The sequence below is a fragment of the Akkermansia sp. UNK.MGS-1 genome, from assembly GCF_000980515.1.
Taxonomy (GTDB): Bacteria; Verrucomicrobiota; Verrucomicrobiia; order Verrucomicrobiales; family Akkermansiaceae; genus Akkermansia; species Akkermansia muciniphila.
The window spans coordinates 1-18,378 of record NZ_LBCB01000009.1 but is presented as its reverse complement, the minus strand read 5'-3'; the positions used below and the strand labels follow the sequence as shown (position 1 = coordinate 18,378).

15 protein-coding genes, 1 tRNA gene and 1 pseudogene are annotated in these 18,378 nt (G+C 57.0%); 14 read left to right on the top strand and 3 right to left on the bottom strand.

The genetic code is table 11. The features are described 5' to 3' along the window. Positions 1-75: 75 nt before the first annotated feature. The 3 genes from WW58_RS05205 to WW58_RS05195 form a co-directional block, all read right to left on the bottom strand. Positions 76-2,037, bottom strand: coding sequence for a phospho-sugar mutase (locus WW58_RS05205; protein WP_102758773.1), 1,962 nt, complete (start codon positions 2,035-2,037; stop codon positions 76-78). Between the two features lie 115 nt (positions 2,038-2,152). Continuing rightward, entirely contained in the window at positions 2,153-3,937 is a 1,785-nt protein-coding gene (locus WW58_RS05200; RefSeq protein ID WP_046435926.1) for an ABC transporter ATP-binding protein, read from the bottom strand. Continuing rightward, a complete protein-coding gene (locus WW58_RS05195; protein WP_102758772.1) occupies positions 3,931-5,781 on the bottom strand; it encodes an ABC transporter ATP-binding protein in 1,851 nt (616 codons plus the stop codon). The genes WW58_RS05200 and WW58_RS05195 overlap by 7 nt, the downstream gene beginning before the upstream one ends. Positions 5,782-5,959: 178 nt before the next feature. On the opposite strand from WW58_RS05195, the gene WW58_RS05190 reads away from it, so the two are divergent. From WW58_RS05190 to pyrG, 14 genes and pseudogenes are all read left to right on the top strand, one after another. Then, positions 5,960-7,366, top strand: a complete 1,407-nt coding sequence (locus WW58_RS05190; RefSeq protein WP_046435924.1) for a hypothetical protein — start codon at positions 5,960-5,962, stop codon at positions 7,364-7,366. Positions 7,367-7,441: 75 nt separating this feature from the next. Beyond that, entirely contained in the window at positions 7,442-8,242 is an 801-nt protein-coding gene (locus WW58_RS05185) for an MlaE family ABC transporter permease (protein WP_012419218.1), read from the top strand. Between the two features lie 15 nt (positions 8,243-8,257). Further along, on the top strand, positions 8,258-9,076 hold the full coding sequence (locus WW58_RS05180) for an ABC transporter ATP-binding protein (RefSeq protein ID WP_046435922.1): 819 nt from the start codon (positions 8,258-8,260) through the stop codon (positions 9,074-9,076). 18 nt (positions 9,077-9,094) lie between these two features. Further along, entirely contained in the window at positions 9,095-10,099 is a 1,005-nt protein-coding gene (locus tag WW58_RS05175) for an MlaD family protein (RefSeq protein ID WP_046435920.1), read from the top strand. 143 nt (positions 10,100-10,242) lie between these two features. Then, on the top strand, positions 10,243-10,569 hold the full coding sequence (locus tag WW58_RS05170) for a DUF883 family protein (protein ID WP_012419221.1): 327 nt from the start codon (positions 10,243-10,245) through the stop codon (positions 10,567-10,569). A gap of 22 nt (positions 10,570-10,591) precedes the next feature. Further along, positions 10,592-11,086, top strand: a complete 495-nt coding sequence (locus WW58_RS05165; protein WP_215833584.1) for a phage holin family protein — start codon at positions 10,592-10,594, stop codon at positions 11,084-11,086. After that, positions 11,047-11,430 carry a hypothetical protein gene (locus WW58_RS05160; protein WP_143247047.1) on the top strand — a complete coding sequence of 128 codons (384 nt, stop codon included), beginning with the start codon at positions 11,047-11,049 and terminating at the stop codon, positions 11,428-11,430. The genes WW58_RS05165 and WW58_RS05160 overlap by 40 nt, the downstream gene beginning before the upstream one ends. A gap of 380 nt (positions 11,431-11,810) precedes the next feature. After that, positions 11,811-12,893, top strand: coding sequence for a type IV pilus twitching motility protein PilT (locus WW58_RS05150; protein ID WP_012419224.1), 1,083 nt, complete (start codon positions 11,811-11,813; stop codon positions 12,891-12,893). A gap of 25 nt (positions 12,894-12,918) precedes the next feature. Further along, the gene (locus tag WW58_RS05145; RefSeq protein WP_012419225.1) at positions 12,919-14,013 is read left to right on the top strand and encodes a type IV pilus twitching motility protein PilT; all 1,095 of its coding nucleotides are present in this window, start codon (positions 12,919-12,921) and stop codon (positions 14,011-14,013) included. A gap of 24 nt (positions 14,014-14,037) precedes the next feature. Beyond that, complete coding sequence (locus WW58_RS05140; RefSeq protein WP_046435911.1) at positions 14,038-15,111, top strand: peptidylprolyl isomerase; 1,074 nt, start codon at positions 14,038-14,040, stop codon at positions 15,109-15,111. Positions 15,112-15,405: 294 nt separating this feature from the next. After that, positions 15,406-15,481 (top strand) — tRNA-Ala (locus tag WW58_RS05135). A 52-nt stretch (positions 15,482-15,533) separates the two neighbouring features. Continuing rightward, a complete protein-coding gene (locus tag WW58_RS05130; protein WP_046435909.1) occupies positions 15,534-17,081 on the top strand; it encodes an O-antigen ligase family protein in 1,548 nt (515 codons plus the stop codon). A 92-nt stretch (positions 17,082-17,173) separates the two neighbouring features. Beyond that, the gene (kdsB, locus tag WW58_RS05125; protein ID WP_046435907.1) at positions 17,174-17,923 is read left to right on the top strand and encodes a 3-deoxy-manno-octulosonate cytidylyltransferase; all 750 of its coding nucleotides are present in this window, start codon (positions 17,174-17,176) and stop codon (positions 17,921-17,923) included. 10 nt (positions 17,924-17,933) lie between these two features. After that, positions 17,934-18,378, top strand: a pseudogene (pyrG, locus tag WW58_RS05120) (CTP synthetase); the annotation flags it as partial.

Here is an 18,378-nt window from a genome sequence, read left to right as displayed (position 1 = left end):
CCCGCCTCCTTGGCAAGAAAATAAATTTCCCCCGTCCACATTACATGGTAGACGGGGGAAAGAAATCAGCAATATTTAGCCATTGGAACGGCTGTGGGCATCTTTTTCCACGGCCGTCCACAGGGAATCCAGGGAAGCCTGGACTTTCGCCAATGCTTCCTTCACAGGATCGCCCGGTTTCCCGTGCCCGAAGAGGTAGTATTTAATCTTGGGTTCCGTTCCGGAGGGGCGCACCGCAAAACTGCGGCCGTCCGCCAGATCTACGAAAATCATTTTTTCCGCCGGAATGGGATCGCCTTCCGCATCCACCATGTCGCCCTTGGAAAAGTCCCGGATGCCGCTGACGGCTACGCCGTCCACTTCCGTGGGAGGATTGGAGGAATAGGAAGCGGCGAGGGCGGCGATTCTGGCCGCGCCGTCCGCGCCTTCCATAACCAGCGATTTTCCCATTTCCAAATACACACCAAACTGCTCAAAGAGTTCATGCAGCAGTTCCAGAAGGCTCTTGCCGATGCTTTCCGCATATGCGGCCAGTTCCGCAAAGATGATGGCGGCGGAGTTGGCGTCCTTGTCCCGCACGAAGTCCTGGGCCAGGTAGCCGTAGCTTTCCTCCCCGCCGAAGACAAAGTAACGGCTGTATTCCAGACGCAGGGCGCGCGTCTGTTCTTCGCTCATCTTGCGGTAGCCCTCCCGTTTTTCCGCCGGAATGGCCTGTTCATATTTACCGAGTTTCTGGGCAATATACTTGAACCCCGTGAGGACGTTGACCACTTCATAACCGAAGTGGTGGCCGATGGCGTCCTGAAGCCCCGTCGTCACAAAGGTTTTCACCATCACGGCGCGGGAACGGTTGGAGTCATTGATGATGCCAAGATCGGACATGCTCATGCAGCGGTACCACGCCAGCAGGGAACCGATCTGGTTGCCGGTCAGCAGGTGCATCTTTCCGTCTTCCCCGCGCACGGCCACTCCCATGCGGTCCGCATCCGGGTCCGTGGCGATGACGATGTCCGCTCCGGAAGCATCCGCCTGTTCAATAGCCAGGGCCAGAGCCGGCGGATTTTCCGGGTTGGGGGAAGCAACCGTTGGGAAACGGCCGTCCTGAACATCCTGCGCCGCCACGGTCTGCACGTTGCAGCCCAGTTCCTTCAACAGGGGCACGATGATATGGCCGCCCGTCCCGTGGAGGTTGGAGTAAACGATTTTAGCTCCCCCCTTGTTGAAAAGTTCCGGACGGAGCAGCACGGTTTTCAAGCGGTCCATGTAAATACGGTCAAAGGAGGAATCCAGCACATGAAGGGTTCCGCGCCGGTCTTCCGGCAACGGTTCATATTCTTCGGAAGTCAGGGAATTGACCTCCCTGATCACGGCCTTGTCATGCGGAGGCACCAGCTGGGCTCCATCATTGAAGTAAGCCTTGAAACCGTTGTCATGGGAGGGGTTGTGGCTGGCGGTCAGCACCACGCCGGAATCCGCATGAAGCTCCCGGATAGCAAAGGAGATCTCAGGAGTGGCGCGAGGACTGTCAAACAGGTAAATGTCACATCCCAGGTCCGTGCCGATTTTTGCGCAGAATTCGGCAAAATCACGGGAAAAGTGGCGCGTGTCGTGTCCGATGACCAGGCGGGGCTTCCTGCCCGGGTCCGTAGCCTCCACATGCTTGTTCACATAAATAATCAGGCCACGCATGGCCCGCCCCACATTGAAGTAGTTCATGCAGGCGGTTCCCACGCAGGGATATTCCGGCCGGCCGTTCACGCCGCCGTTCCCCTGCTCGGCCCGGGTGACGATGCTGCCGATGGTACGTCCTCGCAGCCCCCCCGTGCCGAAGGCCAGAGTTTTGTAAAAACGGTCGTTCAGCTCCTGCCATTCCCCGGCGGCAGCCAATTCTTCTACGGCCTCGCGCGCTATGGGGGATTCGGTACCATCCAGCAGAAGGCGGATATTGGTCCGGGAAGACTCCAAAAGCTTCCCTTCTTTAACGGCATTCATCAGGGATTCGTCCAGTGTATTCATGCTGGCGGAATAGTACATCATGCCCCTTGTTTGACAATAGCTCTTTCCATCATGGCCTGAGAAAAAACGCCATATTCATCCCGGTGCGGGCGCGGGAAATGCTTTCCTCCCCGTCCCCTTGTTATTTAAAGGGTATTTAAAGGGACTGGCGGTCATACAACTCCCGGTACAACGGGCAAGAGGCATAAAGCTCTGCATGGGAACCGTCCCCGACGATGCGCCCGCCCTCAAACACCAGAATGCGCGTCGCCACGCGGATGGAACTGAAACGGTGGGCCACAATAAGCGCCGTCCTTCCCTCCACCAGCCGGTCCAGTTCCTGCTGGATCAGAGCCTCGCTTTCCGCATCCAGGGACGCGGTGGCTTCATCCAGAATCAGGATGGGAGCATCCTTCAGGAAAGCGCGGGCAATCGCTACACGCTGCCGCTGGCCGCCGGACAATCCGCTGCCTCCGTCGCCAAGCATGGTTTGATAGCCGTCCGGCATGCCCATGATGAAACCGTCCGCAGCCGCGGCGCGCGCCGCGGCCACCACCTCATCATCCGTAGCGTCCTGACGTCCCAAACGGATATTTTCCATAATGGTGCCGTGGAACAGGACGGGGTGCTGGGAGACGAAGGCGATATTCTTGCGCACATCATGCAGGGAAGCGTCCCTCACATCCACGCCATCCACGCGCAGGGCTCCGGAACTAACGTCATAAAACCTGGGAAGGAGGCTGGCAAATGTCGTCTTTCCGGCGCCGCTGGGCCCTACCAGCCCCACTACTTCCCCGGGGCGGATATGCACGTTGATGCCGTCCAGCACCTTGCGGGCGCCGTCATAGGAAAAGGAAATGCCGTCATAATCCAGGCGGCCGGCGGCGCGTCCCATAGGAACGGGGTCAGCGGCCTCCGGCATGGTATCCGGTTCTTTCAGGAGGTAATTGATGCGTTCCAGGGAAGCGTAAGCGCTCTTCAAATTGGTAAGCGTCACACCCAGCCGTTTGAGAGGGTCGTAACACATGAACAGGGCGGCAGCCAAAGCAGTAAAATCAGCTTTGGTGATGCCCATTTCATGCCCCCTTACCAGCAAAACGCCCAGACCCAGCGCCGTCACCATTTCCAGCACGGGAACCAGGAAGTGCCTGTACTTCACCGTTCTGAGATTGATTTTGAAAAAACGCTGAATCAGCCCCAGGAAAAGATTTACCTGCTGTTCCTGCATTCCGTAGGAACGGATTTCACGCTGGGAGGCTAAATTTTCCTGGGCTGCGGCCGTAATATTGCCCAGTTCGTCCTGAGCCTGTTTGGACTTCTTCATCACGCGGCGGCCGAAAAAGCGGATGGGCCATATGGCCAGCGCAATCAGCCCCAGATTCATCAGGACCACTGCCGTATTCGGATCAACAAATACCTTGTACACCAGGAAGGCAAGGGCGGTCAGCAGAGTCAGGGGCTGCTTGATGATGTCATTGGCCGCTACCACCAGCCCCCCCTGCACGTTGGCGGCGTCATTAATTAGGCGGCTGATCAGGTCCCCCCGTTTCTGGCGGTCAATGAAGGAAAGGGGCAGCGTCTGCAATTTGGAAAAGGCGTCCAGCCTGATTGCCTCCAGCACTTTCATGCTGACGATGCTGATCCAGTACACGTTGAAGAACGTGCCTATGCCACGGACGGCGAAGACCAGAGGCAGCAGGGAACATACGGCCAGCAGCACCGCCAGGTGCATGTGTTCCGGGGCCACCAGCCGGGCGATCATGTCCTGAAGCTCCGGGGGAATCTGTGTATTGTCAAACACCACCGGAAATACTTTGGCAATCATCAGCGGAAAGCCGAAACCGCTGGCGGCGGCAGCCAGAGCCCCGGCAGCCAGAGCGGCGATGAACAGCTTCATCACGGGCTTCAAATACCGCGCATATTCAAAAAACTGGCTTAACATGGAGCGCCTCCTTCCTCCTCCGCAACCATCTGCTGCTTATTGTAAAGTTCCCGGTACAGGGGAGAAGAAGCCATCAGCTCCTCATGCGTGCCGTCCGCAACCACACGGCCTTTCTCCAGCACCAAAATGCGGTCCGCCATCCGGATGGTGCTGAAACGGTGGGCAATAATGAACGTCGTGCGGCCGGAAGCCAGCCTCTCAATCTCCTTCTGAATCTGCTCCTCGCTCTTCATATCCAGGGAAGCCGTGGCCTCATCCAGCACCAGGATGGGAGCGTTTTTCAAAAAGGCCCTCGCCAGGGAAACGCGCTGCCGCTGGCCGCCGGAAAGGCCCTCCCCCATTTCCCCGATCATGCGGGAATACCCTTCCCCCGTCTCATTGATAAAACTGTCCACAGCGGACATGCGGCCGGCTTCCTCCACCTCCGCGTCGGAAGCGTCTGGACGGCCGATGCGTATATTGTCCGCTACGGAGCCGCGGAACAGAACGGGATACTGGGAAACCAGCGCTATGTGGGAAAGAAGTTCCTTTTTACTCATCTCCCTCACGTCGATGCCGTCCACCTTCACGCTGCCGGAAAGGACATCATAAAAACGGCACAGCAAATTAATGAAAGTCGTCTTCCCCGCTCCGCTGGGACCGACTAGGGCCACCACCTGCCCGGACGGAATGCGGAGATCAATGTTCCTCATGACAGGAGAGTCCTGCTGGTAACCGAAGCAAACGTTGCGGAACTCCACTTCCCCCTTCCATGCCGCCGGGCTCCTTGGGTTTTCCGGTTCGGGAACGTCATCAGGAGCATTCAGCACGTGGTTGATGCGTTCCAGACCGGCATTAAGGGTTTCCGCCTTGTTATGGACGGCCCCCAGCTTTTTGACCGGCTCATAGCAAAGATACATGGCCGTAGCCAGCGCGGCAAAATCCCCCATGTTCATGCCGTTCATGTTGCCAACCAGCAGGGTGGCGGCCATGGCTATGGCGCTGACGAACTCAATCAAAGGGGTCAGCAGGCTCTGCCACCTGACCGCGCCGATGGATGCCTGGATGTAACGGCGGATCCTGTCCCTGAACAGCCTTATCTGCTGCTGTTCCAGTTCAAAGGCCCGGATATCCCGCTGGGAAGAAAAATTCTCCTGGAGCGTGGAGGAAAGGTCCCCCTGGCTGGACTGCACTACCCGGGCGCGCGCAAGCATTTTTCTGCCGATGTACCGGATGGGAATCACGCAAACGCCTACCAGGAGCATATTCGCCAGCAGAATAAGAAACTGCTCGCTGACGGAGGCCCTGTAAATCAGAAACCCTAACGCGGCCAAAAGAGTCAGGGGCTGGATAATAAGGTCATTGGCAATCTGCACCAGGCCGCCCTGGAGAAACTGGGTATCCTGCATCAGGCGGCTCAGCAGGTCTCCCTTCTGCTGCCGGTCGTGAAAAGCCAGGGACAAATCCTGATACTTTCTGTACACCTTGAGCCGCAATGTCTCCAGCACTCCCAGCCCTATTTTGGAAAGCAAATAGACATTGACAAAAGAAGACAGGCCGCGCACCACCACCACCAGCGGGAGCATGGCCGCCGTGGCCCACACCGTCACCAGGGGCAGGTTTTCCGGGCTCACATACCACAAGAGCACCCGTTCCGCCCACGGAGGCAGCGGTTTCCCGTCAAAAATCACGGGAAACATCTCCTGTAAAATCACCGGAATGCCGAAACCGCTGGAAACAGCGGCCACAATGCCTCCGACCACAGCCCACACCAGCGTACCCTTATAAGGAAGAAGATACTCGCGCCACAATGCCCTGGCGCGCTGGATGGAGGATTCCTGCCCCTCTGTTGACTGTTTCCTCATAAGTATTCCGGATGGCCGCGCCCGGGAACGGACGGCGCGCAATCGGCAGGGATCATATCATGAAGACCGTGAATGACAAGCTCCTTGCGATAAAAACTGCATGGGTAAATGCCTGGCGGGCGGACCTCCGGGCATCCCGGCTTGCCCGCCGCCCCGTAATGGTTTACCTTTCCGTCGCATGCTGAAAGCAGGATTCATCCAACCGGAAACCATTCCCGGCCACTTTCCCAAAAACCTCAGAACCATCGTGGAACTGTACCGTTCCTGCCTGGACGCAGGTGCGGAGCTCGTCCTCTGTCCGCCGCTGGCCCTCAGCGGCGTGCATACCGGTGAACTGGCTCTGCGCAGCGGCTTCCGGACCCAGCACCGGGCGGCCCTGGCCTATCTGGCACGGGAAATAGCGGACGTCCCCCTGCTGCTGGGAGCGGCGGACGCGGAAGGCATAAGATTCCACCTGTTGAGGAACGGCCTTTCCTTTCCCCGGCAGGCCGTTATCCCTCCCTCCCCGCATGGAAAAGAACGCGTTCCCGTCTTTGGCATCCGGAGAACGGAGGATGAGGCAGTTTTTTCCGTCGCCCCGTGGGGAGAAATTCCTCCGCCGCACGTTTCCGCCACATGCCTGCTGCTCCGCACGCCTGCCAATGCATGGCATGAGGGATTGCTGGAACAGGATGAAGAAAAAGCCTGCCTGACGGCGCGGGAAACAGGCCTGCCCGTATTCACGGCCCGCCTGGCCGGGGGAGAAGGTCCGTTTCTGCTGCCCGGTGCATCTTCCGTATGGTCCGGCAACGGACATCTTCTCAAACGGCTGCGTCTTTTTGAACGGGATTCCGCCGTCATTTCACCGGAAACCCCCACAGGAACGGACTCCCCCCTGCCCTCCCCGGAACAACAGCTCCGGCACGCCCTCCGCAAAGGAATGGAAGACTTCATTCTGAAAAGCGGGTACGGGGCCGTCTGCCTGAATTTGCTGGAAAATTCCGCATCCCTCCTGTTGGCGGAACTATTGAAGGAAACGTGCCCCTCTCTGGAAGTGACGGGGTTCCTCCCCTCCCTGCCCGGCATTCCGGAAGAGACACGGGAAAGAGTCCAAGCCTTCGCCGGCACGGCTGGCATTGGCGTACGGACGGTTTCTTTCCCTGCCAAAGCCGGAGGGCTGGACGAAAAAGCTGCAATCGCGTGGCTCATGCGCCAATGGGCGGAAGAAGAAGGCGCCCTGCTGCTCTCTTCTCTGACGGGGACGGATATCATGACGGCGCCCCGCTTCCTTCCAGCCGCTTTAGCCGCGGATTTCATACCGCTGGGGGATTTATACGAAACGGAACTGGCAAACCTGTTCCCCGGTTTTATTTCTCCCGCTCCGGAGGCCGCCAGGCGCGACGGGTTTCTCATCCGCCTGCACCGGGAACATGAATCCGCCACGGAACTGGTGAATCGGTTCCCGGAATCGGAAAGGGAAATCCGTCGTCTACAGCGGCAGGCCCGCGCATCCGAATGGACACGCCTGAAACTGCCGCCGCGCCTCATGCTGCGCTCCATCCCCGGAACGCAGGAAACGCCTTATATCCATCGGTTGGCAGACTGACGCGAAACCTCCCTTTTCCTCCCGTGGCATACATTGCGCTTGCTCTTGAAGAGGAAGAAGTGATTAGTAGAAGCCATGCAATTCCATGTAGCAACCATGATCGGCCGCGCCGCTTTAAGGCTGGTTGACCGGTTGGGGTCAATCGGATTGCTGCTTTATCAAGTGGCTTCATGCATGTGGTCCGGCCAATTCCGGATGCGCGTGCTTGTGGAACAAATTGCAAAAATCGGGGTGCAATCCCAGCCGGTGGTCATCATCACCGGCGCGTTCACCGGCGCGGTGCTGGAAGCCCAGACACTATTCCAGCTTCAAACGGTGAGAATGGAAACCATGGGCGGGGCCGTCGTCGCCGTGGGCATGTTCCGGGAACTGGGGCCCGTCATCACCGGGCTGATGCTTGCAGGGCGCGTCGGATCCGCCATGGCCGCGGAAATCGGCACCATGAAAGTCACGGAACAGGTGGATGCCCTTAAATCCATGAATGTGGATCCGGTAGACTACCTGGTGAAGCCGCGGATACAGGCCATGCTTATTTCCATGCCCATCCTGATGATGGAAGCCGTTCTGGTGGGCATCGCCTCCGCGTACATCGTCAGCGTCACCGCCTTTAACGTAGACCAGGCCTACTGGATGCACTTCATGAGCAAATTCGTCACCATGGGGGACATCATCGTAGCCCTGGTCAAGGCTCTTGCTTTCGGCCTCATCATTTCCACCATCTCCTGCCGGGAGGGGCTGAACACCACGAACGGCGCCGTGGGCGTAGGCAAATCCACCATGCAGGCCATGGTGTACGCTTCCGTGGCCCTGCTCATCGCCAACTTTATCCTGACCATGATCCTCAACTCGTTCTTCCCCATGGGATTCATGAGATAGCCTTTCCCCGCCGCCATGCAGCCATTCATCCGCGTCCATCAGCTCAGACAAAGCTTCGGCACCCAGGAAGTGCTGAAAGGCGTAAGCTTTGACGTGGGCAAGGGAGAACTGATGGCTTTAATAGGAGGTTCCGGAGCCGGGAAAAGCGTCATTCTGAAACATCTGGACGGCCTGATGGACCCCTTGGACGGCTATGTGGAAATAGACGGCAGGCGCATCAGCGGCGCGCCGGAAAAAATCAGAAAGCAAATCCGCAGCAACATCGGATTCATGTTCCAGCAGGGAGCCTTATTCGATTCCCTGAGCGTGGGAGAAAACGTAGCCTTCCCCCTGCGGGAGGCGGGGATCAGGGATGAAAACGAACTGGACACCCGTATCTCAGCCGCTTTGGATTCCGTAGGACTGCTGGGACAGCAGGAAAAAATGCCGGCCAGCCTCTCCGGCGGCATGATCAAGCGCGTCGCCGTGGCCAGGGCAATCATTACCACTCCGGAATGCCTGCTCTATGACGAGCCCACCGCGGGCCTGGACCCCATCGTTACGGACAGCATCAGCTTCCTCATCCGGCGGATCTGCAAGGACAAAGGCATCACCACCGTCATTGTCTCCCATGACATGCCCAGCGTGATCCGCATCGCGGACAAAATCGTCTATCTCAGAAACGGTGAGGTTTACTGGACGGGAACTCCGGAAGAACTGTTGCACTCCCAAGACGAAATCCTGCAAAAATTCCTGTACGGGGACTCCGGGGAAAACTGGGCGGCCCTGTCCGGCAAAAATGAAAACTTCCAACGGGTTCTGCTGGAACGGGCGGAACGGGAACGCAAACAATAACCATCTTGCCACAGAGCCATGAAACAGAAACTTAAACCGGAAACGTGGGTAGGCATCTTTCTGATCGCCGGGATCCTGATGATTATCGGAGTCATCCTGGGATTCGGCAACATCAAAACATCCAAGGAACAAACCTACCCCATCAACATCATTTTCAAAGATGCGGCGGGGCTCATCAAGGATTCCCAGATCCGCCTGGGCGGCGTCACGGTGGGGAAAGTCACCAAAGCCCCTGAACTCCTGCCTTCCGGCAATGAAGTCATGCTGGAAGCCAACATCCTGAGCGGCGTGAAAATCCAGCAAGGGTCCGTCTTCCGGGTGGACATGCAGAACATTCTGGGCGACAAATACATCGATATCGTCCCTCCGGCCCAGCCCACGCATGAATACATCCTTCCCCATGCCACCATCATCGGTCAGCCGGAAAGCGATTTCAGCAAAATCAAAAACAATGCCGTGGGCGCCACAGAGGAAATCCTGAAAATCCTCAAGCAAATCGAGAAAAATTCGGACAACATTGACGACGCCATCCTCAATATCGGAGAGGCGGCCAAAGGGCTGGCCCAGACGACCAGGCTGATCAACGAGGGCATCCTGAACCGGGAGAACATCCAGAACCTCGGCAGCGTACTGTCTCAAATAAACCGGGCGGGAGAACAGCTCCCCGGCCTCATGGAAGAAACGCGCTCCTCGGTCGCGGCCATGAAAGACACCGTCCGGGATGCCCGCAAACTCATTGCCGGAGCTGAAGAAAAGCTCAACACTCTGGACCCCGCCGTCAAGGCAATCCCCCCTACGCTGGCCGCTCTGAGGAAAGCATCTGAACAAATCTCCTCCTTCACGGCTGATGCACGTAAAAACCAGGGCTTTCTTGGGCTGCTTATGTACGATGCTCGCTTCCGGGCCAACGCTCAGGAATTCATCCGCAATCTGAGGGATTACGGCATTCTGCGGTACCGGAATCCTAACGAACCCCAAGTCAAACCGGACCCCCGCGGCGGTTTTTCAGGAAGCCGCCGCTGAGAGACCGCACAATTCCGGGTGAAGCCGCTTTACACACTTGCCAATAGTGGGAAGCGTGCTAAATAATTTCCAATGTGAGAGGCGAAAACATGTAAGTCGACATGTTTTTCAACAGGAACCAACCCTTAATACTCTAATCAACCATGCAAGACAACCAAACCGAACTTGAAACGACCGCAGCAGCAAACGACACTTCCTGCTCCTGCCCTTCCGCCCGCGAGCTTGCCGTCACCAGATTTCAACAGGCCAGGGCCTTCGCCGCAGCTAAAGTAAACCAAATCCGCAAGGCGGCTACGGAACAGGCCAGCACCATCTGCGACTACGCCCAGGAAAAGGGAGAAGTCATCCGTGACAAGGCCAAGAAGTTCCACGAAGCAGGCGAAGAATACGTGAAGGAAAAGCCCACCCAGTCCGTGCTGATTGCCATGGGCGTGGGCCTTCTCATCGGTCTGCTTATCCGCCGTCGTTAACCCTCTCCCTTCATTCCGCGCCATGCGTGCCATGCGCATGGCGTCCTCCCTCCCCCTTTCAAACCGAACCATGGGACTGATCGACAAACTCAAGCGAACCTTCGTCACCCCCCTTGTGGAGGAAAAGGAAGAAGGGATGGCCATGGTCCGGTCCCTCCGGGAAACCGGGACGGCAGCCCTGGCCCATGCGGAAGCCCTGGCCGCACTGCTCAAACTGGAACTGAAGGAAGCGTCCAACAGGCTGGGCAAAAAAACGGCCCTTCTCCTGATGGGTGCCTTCATGGCCTTCTTCGGCTATCTTTTTCTGTGGTGCCTGCTGACCGTGGTCATGGCGTACTTCTGGGGAATCATCGCCGGGCTTGCCGTCACCACGGGGTTTCATCTCCTGGCCGCGGCCGCGGGGTTCATCCTTTTCAGCCGAACCCATGTAACGCCTATCGCTCCAGCGACGGCAGAAGAACTTAAAACGGATTTATCATGTCTGCAAATGGCTCTCAAGAAAAGCTCGCACTCCTGATGCGGGTGGCTTCCTCCCGGCTGGATATCGTCAATGAGGCGGACAGCCTGGTGCAAAAGACGCAGCAGCAGGCCGACCACTTCCGTAAATTGAAAAAAAAGGCCATGTCCCTGCCTGTAATCGGCTCTATTGTCGGAACGGTGGGAGGCGTTCTTCTCATCCGCATGTTTGCGGGGAAAAAAAGCAATCCGGCCCCTCCCCCGCAGCCGCGCACTTCCGGAAGCTGGGTTAATTCCCCCATCTTCCGTTTCATCGTTGAAATTTTGATTACCCTGGCTTTCCCTTCCCTGAAAAAAATGGGAATCGGCCTGGCCGGCAAAAAATTCCTCAACCTGTTCAAATAACAATTTTTTCAGGCCAAGACAGCGGTTTTTTGCCGCTTCTTGAAAAAGGTTCGGAAACTCCGCAACCGTAAAAATGGAGATGTTCCTGCGGCATTAAATGAGAGCCGCCCCATATCCTTCCTGCCTTCCAGGAAACAATAAATCATGACTGGCGTAAAAAGCCGGTCTGCCGCGCCAGCCCCCTGTTTCATCATTCCTCCCCTTCCCCGGAAACAAACGTCCGAAGCTCTTCCGCAAAACTTCCCCTCTTGAAATTCCTCACCCGTCGCGGAACGGGGCAAAGCCGCTTTCATAGAAATCGGTTCCCAGACATTTTTTGCTGGTCAAAAAAGCTCTGTTTTCGTTAATATGTAGCTTTATCAGTTTGCTGCATTCACAACATGAGCGAATACATTTTGCCCCACGTCGACGGATATCTCAAACTTGGACAGGATTATGACTGTTCCGATATCCACCTTGCCGTCAACAGCCGTCCCACCTGGCGCCGGTTCGGCCAGCTTCTCCCCATCTGGGAGGAAGCGCCCAATCTCACGCCCCAGGACACGGAAGTGCTGGCGAGGGGCTTTCTGGAAGACCCGGAATGGAACCGCCTTCAGCAACGGGGGGACGTGGACTTCGCCTACGCCAATGACTTTGGCCGTTACCGCGCATCCGTGGTTAAACAGCGCCTGGGTTATGACATCTGCTTCCGCATCATCAACACGCGGGTGCGCACCATGGAGGAAATAGGCCTGCCGACGGAATACGTGGTGCCCCTCACCCGCTACACCAACGGCCTCATTTTAGTCACGGGTTCCGTAGGTTCCGGTAAATCCACCACGCTGGCCTCTATCGTGGATTTCATCAACCAGGACCGCCACGACCACATCATCACGCTTGAAGACCCCATCGAATACCTGATTCCCTCCAAAAATTGCCACGTCAACCAGCGTGAAGTGCATAAACACACGGAATCCTTCGCCCGGGCGCTCCGCGGCGCCCTCCGTGAAGACCCTGACGTCATCATGGTGGGGGAAATGCGCGACCTGGAAACCATCTCCCTGGCGCTCACGGCGGCTGAAACCGGCCACCTGGTGCTCGGTACCCTGCACACGGGTTCCGCTGCCCGTACGGTGGACCGCGTGCTGGACGTCTTCCCGGTGGAGCAACGCGACCAGATCCGCATCATGGTCAGCGAATCCCTGCGCGGCATCATCTCCCAGCAGCTGGTTCCCAGAGCGGACGGCAACGGCCGCGCTCTGGCCATTGAAATGCTGGTTAATACGCCCGCCATCGCCAACTGCATCCGCGAAGGCAAGACATTCATGATTCCCGGCTGCATTCAAACCGGGAAAGCCCAGGGCATGATCCTGATGGACGACTCGCTCCGGGCTCTGCACCAGGCGGGCCTCATCACCACGGAAGACTGCATCTTCCGCGCGGAAGACAAAACCATCATGAAATCCTTCCTGGGAATCAAGTAACCTTTAATTTTGAAACACTCCTGTTATGGCTGTCATCGACCAATACTTCAAATACCTCGTAGAAGCGGGCGGTTCCGACCTTCACCTCAGCGAAGGCCAGCCTCCTAAAGTCCGCGTTAACGGGACCATCTCCGCCATCTCCGACGAAAACCTGGAAGGCCAGGCGTTCAAAAACCTTCTCGCGGAAATATGCGATCCCCAGGCCTTCCAGAAATATCTGGAAGAAGGGGACCTGGACTTTGCCTATGAAATGGATGAAACATCCCGTTTCCGCTGCAACTACTTCAAGCAGCAGCACGGCCTGGGGGCTGTTTTCCGCCTCATTCCCACCAAAATAGCCACGCTGGAAGAACTGGGCGTGCCTACGGTGGTCAAGGAATTCGCCCATATGAGATCCGGCCTTGTGCTGGTCACGGGGCCCACCGGCTCCGGTAAATCCACCACGCTGGCCGCTATCATCGACTATATCAACAGCAACCAGGCCCGGCACATCATCACCGTGGAGGAACCTATCGAATTCGTCCATCCCAATAAAAAATCCATCGTCACCCAGAGGGAAGTGCCTCTCCAGACGCCTTCCTTCGCAGACGGCCTCCGGGCTTCCCTTCGTGAAGACTCCGACATCGTGCTGGTGGGTGAAATGCGCGACCTGGAAACCATCTCCCTGGCGCTCACGGCGGCGGAAACCGGCCTTCTGGTATTCGGCACCCTGCACACGAACAACGCCAGCAAAACCATTGACCGTATCATTGACGTATTCCCGTCTGACCAGCAATCCCAGGTGCGCACCATGCTTGCGGGTTCCCTCCGCGGCGTCGTGGCGCAGCTCCTGATGAAGCGCAGCGACAAACCAGGACGCGTAGCCGTCAACGAAATTCTCTTTGCCACGCCGGCCGTGGCGGCCATCATCCGTGAAGGCGCCACGCAGAAAATCCCTGACGTCATCGTCGGCGGCAAGGCCATGGGCATGCAATTCATGGATGACGCCATCTGGCAAAAACTCCAACAGGGCATCGTCTCCCCGGAAGAAGCCTACATGAAGTGCATTGAAAAGAAGAGATTCCGCAACTTCCTTCCTCCGGAATCCGCCCGCCTGGCAGACTCCGGCGGCGGAAACTAAGCTCTTTGCCCTCCTTCTCCTGCCATGTCTCCCACTGGAAAATTCACGCTCAGGCTTGTGATTTATGGAGCCTTCCTGCTCTATCTGGTGGGAGACTTGTTTATCTGGCACGGCTTTCTGGCCGGCAGGATGGACGCGTACCTGAAACCGTTGCCGGGGCCGCCAGGAGACAACTCCGCCCGGATAGCGGAAGTGTACGGGGAACCCGTCACCGCCAACCAGCTTTCCCGAAGAATTACGGAACTGAAAATGCTGCGCCAGCCTCCCGTGCTGGATATGGAAGGCGGGATCAAACTTACTCATGAACCGGACATCCCCGGCGACCTGGCTCCGCGGGCCAGGTATGACCTGATCGGCTCCTCCCTTCTGCGCCTGAAAACCAGCGTCAATGACCTCCAGCTCCCCAACCGCAACGCGGAAGCGGCACGCGCCGTGGAACAAATCCGGTCCCGTTTTGACGGAGACACGGAACAATACCTGAAAACCCTGCATGGTCAGAAATTGACGCAGGAACAATTTCAAAAAAAAATAGCGGCCAGGCTCAAACAGACGGAACAGCTCTACCGGGCAACCGCCCAGGCGGCGGAAGCGTCCGACGAAGACCTGAAAACCTATTACAACCTGATCCGGGACCAGCTCACCCCTCCTGATCTGCGGAAAACCAGGCACATCTTCCTGGCTACCCTGAACAGGGAAGAAGCCCAGGTCCGGCAAACCGCGGAAACGCTGCTGGAGCGGCTGAAGGCAGGGGAATCCTTCTCCCGGCTCGCCAGGGAATTCAGTGAAGACGAACGTTCCTCTCCCGCCGGCGGGGAACTCGGCTGGATAAGCCCCGCCCGCGCCAAGGAAACCCTGGGTCTGGCGTTGGCAGACGTTCCGGACAACAGGCCGGTACTTCTCAAAAGCCGGTGGGGGTGGCACCTTGTGGAAGCATCCCCTGTTAAAAAAGGAAAAATGCCATCCTATGAAGAAGCGCTTCCGGCCCTGAGGGATGCAGCCCGGAGTCTCAGAAAAGCTCAAGCCGTGGGACTATACATGGACGGCCTTTTTGAAGAAGCCCATCTCAGAAACCGCATTAAAAACAAGCAGGGCCGCTGACGCTCCAATTCCGGCAAACGGGCCTTCGCAAAAATCGGAAACATCAGGCCCGCCTGCCTTTACATCTGAACATTCCCGCAGGCCCTCCGGCTTCCAGACCGGGGCGTTCCTCCTTTCCCGTAAAAGCCGGGCGTTCCCGGAAATAGCCATCTTCCCTGCGGACGGCCTCCGGCAGTCATGAAACACCCGCACGAGATGAGGAAAGGCGGCATCTTCTTTCTTATTTGCCTTTCCTGACGAATTCCGCTTGCTTTCAAACGCGGGATGAACTAAATTCTTTCCGGTATTTCCCACGGGGTATTAGCTCAGTTGGTAGAGCGTCTCGTTCGCAATGAGAAGGTCAGGGGTTCGAATCCCCTATACTCCACCATCCATCTCTCTTTCCCGCTACTGTTTTTTATTCGGGAATAACGGGTAGCCCTATGAATGGTAACTTATTTAAAATTGTACTGGTTTCAGTCGTTGCCATTCTTTTAGCCATCATAGGCGGCATCATGTCGGCGGACGGCGATCCCCTTTCTATAGTTCTGGCTGTTTCCCCCTTTATCCTGGCCGCCTTATTCCTGATGAAGGGAAAAGTGTGGTATCTGTGGATACTGATACCCATTCTTTTCCTGCCCATCCCCTCCTTAAGGGATTACGCTCCCCTCCTTGCTTACGGAATAACCCTTCCTTGTTACTTGTGGAACGCCATGCTCAGGCGTTCAAGCTTGACGTGGAATTCCGCCCCCCTTCTGGACGCTGTCGTCCTCGTGCTGTTCATGCATGTGGGCTACATCTTCCTGAGCCACCCTTTCGCTCTGGGGCTGGATGTGCTGGAAGACTACTACGGAGGCAAGGGATACATCCTTTTCCTCCAGGCCCTCCTGGCCTATCTCTGCCTGTCCTCGTTAAAAACGACCAGCCATGAACTGGGCAAGGTGCTTCAATGGGCTGTTTTCCTGACCATCGTTTTTACCCTTATCCTAACCGCCCGGAGCCTCCTTTCTCCGGATAGCGCTGGGGCGGATCTTGCCGCGAGCGCGGGCTCCGCAGGCACACTCTCCGAAAACTCCCGGAACTCTTCCTTCCTCAGAATTTCTATCTTGGTGATGCAGCTGCTCATCATCAACTACTCCGTGTGGCAGATGATCAAGCGTCCCTGGTGGGGGGCGTTGCTTCTTCTTGGAACCGTTGGCATCCTGTTAAGCGGATTTCGCTCCGCCATGGCCCAGGTTCTGTTCCTGTTCTTCACCATATCCCTAATTTACAGAAGATGGTTCTTCTGCCTTCTGGCTCCCGTCCTCGGAGTGCTATTGCTCTTGCTGCTCTCCTCTGCGGGCATGCTCCATTCTCTGCCTTTCGGCATCCAGCGCACCCTCTCAGCCGTTCCTTTCCTGGACGTCAGCGCGCAAGCCAAGGCAAACGCCGAAGACTCCATCAACTGGCGCTTTGAAATGTGGAGCTGGGCTCTGGATGACCGTGAACACTTTATTCAGGACAAAATATTCGGAGACGGCTTTTCACGGGATATCAGCATCGTGAAAGCCAATGTGTATGAAGAAGCCTACAACCTGAGCAAAGACCAAAGCGCCTTTGCGTGGAACGGCCAATGGCACAGCGGCCCCATTTCCACGATTCAAACGCTCGGCTACATAGGGATTTCCCTGTACCTTATCCTGTCCGTCGTTGGCATGACCTACGCATGGATCGTCAGTAGAATTTACCGCAACCATCAATACAAGCTCGGCATCCTGTATGTTTCCGCCGTCTATTTCACCAAACCAATCTTCTTTTTCCTGATCTTTGGGGAAAGCATCACCATTGCGATGGACATCATATCCCTGGCCATCATCAAAGTACTCTACTCCTGCGCCAAGAGGGAGGGCCTCTATGTATCCCTTCATGTCCGCAAGGAATACATGCCGCTCATGATCCGGAAAACGCAGGAAAAACGGCAAGCCGCCGCAACGGCATCCATTTCCGGCTGACTGTTCCTTCCCGGGAAAAACAGGCGGCCCCTATGCTTGAGGCTGGACTAATTCAAAGGGAGTTGCTACCTTTCGGGGCGGTTCCTTTTCCCATGGCAGCAGATACTTCCCATCATATCATCGGCCTCATTCCGTCACGCTGGGGTTCCTCCAGATTTCCGGGCAAGCCCCTTCATCCCATTGCAGGAAAACCTCTTGTCCAGCACGTATGGGAACGCGTCTGCCGCTGTTCCCGCCTGGACGCCATCGCCATCGCCACGGACGACCAGCGCATTTTTGACGCCGCCGTATCCTTTGGAGCCAGGGCCATCATGACCTCTCCGGACCATCCCAGCGGCAGTGACCGCCTGGCGGAAGCGGTACGTTCCTTCCCTGCCGCCACCCATGTCGTCAATATTCAGGGGGACGAACCTCTCATTGACCCGGCCCTGATTGACAGGCTGGCGGAAGCCCTGGTCTCGGACGAAGCCCTCTCCATGGCCACCGTCGCCTGCCCCATCAGCGCCCGGGAGGATCTGGACAACCCGAACATTGTCAAAGTGGCCCTTGCCCGTAACGGAGACGCCCTGTACTTCTCCCGTTCCGTCATTCCCTATGCCCGCCACCCCCGCGTAGCGCCGCCTTTGCGCCATCTGGGTATTTACGCCTACCGCCGCGACTTCCTTGAAAACTATGTGCGCTGGGCCCCGACCCCCCTGGAACAGACGGAATCCCTGGAACAACTGCGCGCACTGGAAAACGGGGCCAGAATCCGGGTCATCCTGACGGACCACGTCAGTGTGGGCGTGGATACGCCGGAACAGGCGGAACAGGTGGAACAAATCTTATTAAACATACACTAGGAAGCAAATCATGAAATATATCTTCGTCACAGGCGGTGTTGTCTCCTCTCTCGGCAAAGGACTGGCGGCGGCATCCATCGGCACGCTGCTGGAACGCTGCGGACTCAAGGTAACCCTTCAAAAATTCGACCCCTACCTGAATGTGGACCCCGGAACGATGAGCCCGTTCCAGCACGGGGAAGTGTACGTCTTGAACGACGGAGCGGAAACGGACCTGGACCTGGGCCATTACGAACGCTTCGTCCATTGCAGCCTCTCCCGGCTAAACAACCTCACTTCCGGACAGGTCTTTGAAAGCGTGCTGCGGAAGGAACGCCGGGGAGACTATCTGGGAAAAACGGTTCAATACATTCCGCATGTCACGGATGAAATCAAAAACCGCCTCTATGAAGTCACGGAAAAATCAGACGTGGACATCATCATCACGGAAATCGGCGGCACGGTAGGGGACATGG

Bases quoted from the DNA above. Each gene is read 5' to 3' on its own strand.
- WW58_RS05190 (WP_046435924.1), top strand. From the start codon at position 5,960: ATGCTGAAAGCAGGATTCATCCAACCGGAAACCATTCCCGGCCACTTT.
- WW58_RS05175 (WP_046435920.1), top strand. From the start codon at position 9,095: ATGAAACAGAAACTTAAACCGGAAACGTGGGTAGGCATCTTTCTGATC.
- WW58_RS05195 (WP_102758772.1), bottom strand. From the start codon at position 5,781: ATGAGGAAACAGTCAACAGAGGGGCAGGAATCCTCCATCCAGCGCGCC.
- WW58_RS05165 (WP_215833584.1), top strand. From the start codon at position 10,592: ATGCGTGCCATGCGCATGGCGTCCTCCCTCCCCCTTTCAAACCGAACC.
- WW58_RS05140 (WP_046435911.1), top strand. From the start codon at position 14,038: ATGTCTCCCACTGGAAAATTCACGCTCAGGCTTGTGATTTATGGAGCC.
- WW58_RS05170 (WP_012419221.1), top strand. From the start codon at position 10,243: ATGCAAGACAACCAAACCGAACTTGAAACGACCGCAGCAGCAAACGAC.
- WW58_RS05145 (WP_012419225.1), top strand. From the start codon at position 12,919: ATGGCTGTCATCGACCAATACTTCAAATACCTCGTAGAAGCGGGCGGT.
- WW58_RS05185 (WP_012419218.1), top strand. From the start codon at position 7,442: ATGCAATTCCATGTAGCAACCATGATCGGCCGCGCCGCTTTAAGGCTG.
- kdsB (WP_046435907.1), top strand. From the start codon at position 17,174: ATGGCAGCAGATACTTCCCATCATATCATCGGCCTCATTCCGTCACGC.
- WW58_RS05130 (WP_046435909.1), top strand. From the start codon at position 15,534: ATGAATGGTAACTTATTTAAAATTGTACTGGTTTCAGTCGTTGCCATT.
- WW58_RS05150 (WP_012419224.1), top strand. From the start codon at position 11,811: ATGAGCGAATACATTTTGCCCCACGTCGACGGATATCTCAAACTTGGA.
- WW58_RS05160 (WP_143247047.1), top strand. From the start codon at position 11,047: ATGTCTGCAAATGGCTCTCAAGAAAAGCTCGCACTCCTGATGCGGGTG.
- WW58_RS05180 (WP_046435922.1), top strand. From the start codon at position 8,258: ATGCAGCCATTCATCCGCGTCCATCAGCTCAGACAAAGCTTCGGCACC.
- WW58_RS05205 (WP_102758773.1), bottom strand. From the start codon at position 2,037: ATGATGTACTATTCCGCCAGCATGAATACACTGGACGAATCCCTGATG.
- WW58_RS05200 (WP_046435926.1), bottom strand. From the start codon at position 3,937: ATGTTAAGCCAGTTTTTTGAATATGCGCGGTATTTGAAGCCCGTGATG.